This is a genomic window from Bacteroidia bacterium (genome assembly GCA_023228875.1).
GTDB lineage: Bacteria > Bacteroidota > Bacteroidia > NS11-12g > UBA955 > JALOAG01.
Genome location: JALOAG010000055.1, coordinates 1 through 3,648, shown reverse-complemented (window position 1 = coordinate 3,648; position 3,648 = coordinate 1). Strand labels below are relative to the sequence as shown.

Annotated in this window: 5 protein-coding genes; 3 read left to right on the top strand and 2 right to left on the bottom strand. The window is 34.4% G+C overall.

All coding sequences use genetic code 11. The annotated features are described in order from the left end of the window. The first annotated feature begins 258 nt into the window (after positions 1-258). From M0R38_13175 to M0R38_13165, 3 genes are all read left to right on the top strand, one after another. Positions 259-573, top strand: coding sequence for a helix-turn-helix domain-containing protein (locus M0R38_13175; GenBank protein ID MCK9482687.1), 315 nt, complete (start codon positions 259-261; stop codon positions 571-573). Between the two features lie 275 nt (positions 574-848). Continuing rightward, the gene (locus tag M0R38_13170; protein ID MCK9482686.1) at positions 849-992 is read left to right on the top strand and encodes a hypothetical protein; all 144 of its coding nucleotides are present in this window, start codon (positions 849-851) and stop codon (positions 990-992) included. After that, positions 955-1,650: a DeoR/GlpR family DNA-binding transcription regulator gene (locus tag M0R38_13165; GenBank protein ID MCK9482685.1), complete on the top strand. Its 696-nt coding sequence runs from the start codon at positions 955-957 to the stop codon at positions 1,648-1,650. Before M0R38_13170 ends, M0R38_13165 begins: the two co-directional genes overlap by 38 nt. Before the next feature lie 106 nt (positions 1,651-1,756). Here the strand turns inward: M0R38_13165 and M0R38_13160 are convergent, their stop codons facing one another. Together M0R38_13160 and M0R38_13155 are read right to left on the bottom strand one after the other, a co-directional pair. Then, on the bottom strand, positions 1,757-2,572 hold the full coding sequence (locus tag M0R38_13160) for an inositol monophosphatase (protein ID MCK9482684.1): 816 nt from the start codon (positions 2,570-2,572) through the stop codon (positions 1,757-1,759). Then, positions 2,544-3,437: an SDR family oxidoreductase gene (locus M0R38_13155; GenBank protein MCK9482683.1), complete on the bottom strand. Its 894-nt coding sequence runs from the start codon at positions 3,435-3,437 to the stop codon at positions 2,544-2,546. The genes M0R38_13160 and M0R38_13155 overlap by 29 nt, the downstream gene beginning before the upstream one ends. Positions 3,438-3,648 lie beyond the last annotated feature (211 nt).

The following is a 3,648-nucleotide window of genomic DNA, read 5'->3' as shown; positions in this document are numbered from 1 at the left end:
TAAGCTTAGCTACCACAGTGCTTTTATTCTCTGCCTACTTAGTAAAAATTATCCACGTTAGAATAGTTATTGGCTTTATAATTTTATTTATGTACTACTACTTTATCTTTAAAATTAAAACCATCCCCGCCAAACCAAAGGAAATGGAAAAGTCTTCTCTATGTGAATAACGTTAAAGATTATAAACAAAACACTTATTTAGTCTATAATCATAGACATTAAATTGACTCATGGCAATATCTGATATACCTTATAAGTATGATAAGAGATCAAAGTGATATTCTCCCATCTCTTAGAAGAAAAATGGAGAAAATGGGAGAGCAGATAGCTTTGGCAAGGCTAAGAAGAAACTTGCCAGTAAATTTAGTTGCAGAAAGGGCCGGTATTAGCAGATCAACTCTATGGTCTATTGAAAAAGGATCACCAAATGTTGCTTTTGGGTCCTATGCCAAAGTTCTTTTAGCTTTAAATTTAGCAGATGACCTCTTGCTTGTAGCCAAAGATGATGTTCTAGGTAAAAGAATGCAAGATTTAAAACTAAAAACACGAAAAAGGGCTAGAAGGAGTAATTAACAAGGAAAAATCTAATGGTTTTCACCAAAATTATTTAACGGGCATAGGTTGGAAAGTTATATTTCAATAAATAAGAAAATAAGGAGTTATTGCTTTTATTTTATCAAGGCAGTTTTAAATTAAACCATACCTAAAGTCGCTAATATCAAGATAGTTGTTCACGTTAGAATCAAACAACTTATAGGGTTAAGCAAATATTGTTTCACTCAATTTTTAACCATTTTACTAGATTCTTTGCCATATAATTGTGGATAAACCTTCATAGATAACTTATAATGAAAGGTGGTTTAACTAAAAAGGTGGTAAGGGTTGAACATATCGGAGAGAAAGGCATTTATCCTTCAAAAGATAAACTTAGAGGGCTCTATTTCTATCAAAAAATTGGCCACAGAGCTTCAAGTATCAGAGATGACCATTAGAAGAGATTTAGACTCTTTAGAGCTAACTAATCTAATTAAACGTAAGTATGGGAAAGCGTTTAGTATTCGTGGGACATCATATGAACCATCTTATCAAGAAAGGGCTTTGCAAAACCACGAGAAAAAGGTGTTATTAGGTAGGTTGGGAGCAAGCTTAGTAAAAGATGGTGATAGTGTAGCATTCGATACAGGCACTACTGTTTATAAAGTAGCACAAAGTGTAGCAACACAAGCTCGTAACCTAACTGTAATAACTCACTCTCTTAATGTAGTTGACCTATTTAAGTCCTCAACAGCTATTGAAGAAATTATTGTTTTGGGGGGAGTCCTAAGAAAAGAAGAGAATTCAATGGTTGGAGATTTAGCCGTTTCTGGTCTTCAAAACTTTTATACCGATAAGCTCTTTTTAGGTGTTGGGGGAATTAACGATAATCTCGATTTAACAGAGTTCAACTACGATGATGCTATTATTAAAAGGCAATTCTTATCACACGCCCAGCAAATTATTCTTTTAGCAGATAGTTCAAAATTTACAAAAACAGCTTTTGTGAAATTTGGAAATATGAAAGATGTTGATGTCTTAATAACTGATAAAATCCCTCCTCAACCCTATTTGACGTTGTTAAGAGGGCTTAATGTAAAAATACTAATTCCCTAAGAGTTAAGTATTTCTTACAAAGCAAAAGATACGAAGGTGTGCTTGAGAAGTTATTGATAAATCCACAAGCACACAATTAAAACAAATAGTAGTTTTTAATTTTTCTTTATTTTATAAGCTCATTTTTTAGAAGCGTTGCTATTGTTGCATTAGCTGTTACAATCGTTCCATCAAAAATAGGATCTGAATTGTTCTTTATAGGTAACACAACTCCTCCAGCACCCATAATTATTGCTGCCCCCCCAGCAACGTCCCATGGGCTTAAACCATACTCATAAAATCCTGACAATTGTCCTGAAGCAACGTAACAAAGAGCTAAGGCTGCACTGCCGAGTAGTCTTATCTCTCTAACTTGATCCATTAGGTGCTCAAAAGGTTTAATAAAGCCATTTACTCTTAAATTGGAATCGTATGGGACACCTGTACCTAGTAGACACTCATTGAGTTCCCTTTCTTTCCCTATTCTAATTTCTACACCATTTTTCCAAGCACCAATGCCATCAATCCCAACAAATAAAATGTTTTGAATAGGATGATAAACAACTCCAGCTAGAGGTTCCCCTTTACAAACCAATCCAATGGAAACACAAAATTCAGTTAACCCATGAACAAAGTTTAGGGTCCCATCTAAAGGGTCAACGATAAAAGCAACTTCTATATCGTTAAAAGAATTTATAGACTCATCTTCCTCATCTATGATTTTGATGTTTGGATAGATTCCATCTAAAACTGAATTGATCAGTGCTGAAGCTTTCAAGTCAATTTCTGTGACTAGATCACTTTGTCCCGATTTTTGAGTTACAGAAAAGCTTTTCTTTGAAAACTCTTCTTTTAAGAGATTTCCAGCTGCTAGTGCTGCTGGAACCATTCCTTTTTTCACAATATTTTTTACTTCAATGCACGCATATTCCGCCGGTAACATTTATCCCCTGCCCTGTAATAAAATCTGAATCTGATGAAGCCAGAAATGCTACTACATTAGCAACATCTTTTGGCATACACAATCGCCCTAATGGGGTAGCATCAATATACTCTTTTCGTACCACCTCTGGATCTTTAATTCCTCTTAGTTTTGCTTCCCATTTAATTTCTCTATCTTGCATTGCCGTTTTTACCATTCCTGGACAGACAGCATTGACTGTAATATTGTATTGAGCTAACTCTTTGGACATAGATTGAACTAACCCTAAAACTCCAAACTTTGAAGCAGCATAGTGAGCTTGGAAAGGAGCACCTATTTTAGATGCCATCGAAGCGATACAAATAATTTTTCCCTTTTTACGCTCTATCATATGAGGTGCAAATGCTTTTGATACTCTCCAAACACCTTTACAGTTGATGTCCATATTCATATCCCACTCTTTTTCAGTGAGCTTCCAAAACCAGTTTTCTGTAGAGACTCCAGCATTGTTGATTAGAATATCTAAATGGGTAAATTCGTTCAAAACTTTGTCATAAGCAGCTTGAATTGAATCGTTATCAGTAACATCCATAACGTGGGCTTTAGAGTTTGGGGAGATCTCAACAATTTCTTTGCGAACACTTAGTAAGCTCTCTTCATCTTTATCTGTTATAAAAAGAGTAGCTCCATCGCTAGCAATTCTTAAGGCAATAGCTCTTCCAATACCTGTTCCACATCCAGTAATAAAAACAACTTTATTGGATAATTTGCCCACTCTTTCCCCCAAGAAGTCAAAGTTTATGTTTGATTTAACATATATTATTGGTCTTCTAACATTATTGGAGGTTAAAGTATGATTGTCAACAATTTTATTGGGGATGTTCATCTGACAAATAATTAATATCAAAAAGAAGAGCCTAAGGATTGATCTAGAGTTTTTAATAAAATTTTATATGAATATTAAGAAGGTAAAACACCTCAAACTCTTACTAAATCTTCAACACTAACTAAAGTTGCTACCTTAGCTTCAATTAACTCTTTGGCGAATCCACTTTTTGAAAAGAGCCAATACTCTTTGTTATTTGTATCATTTACCA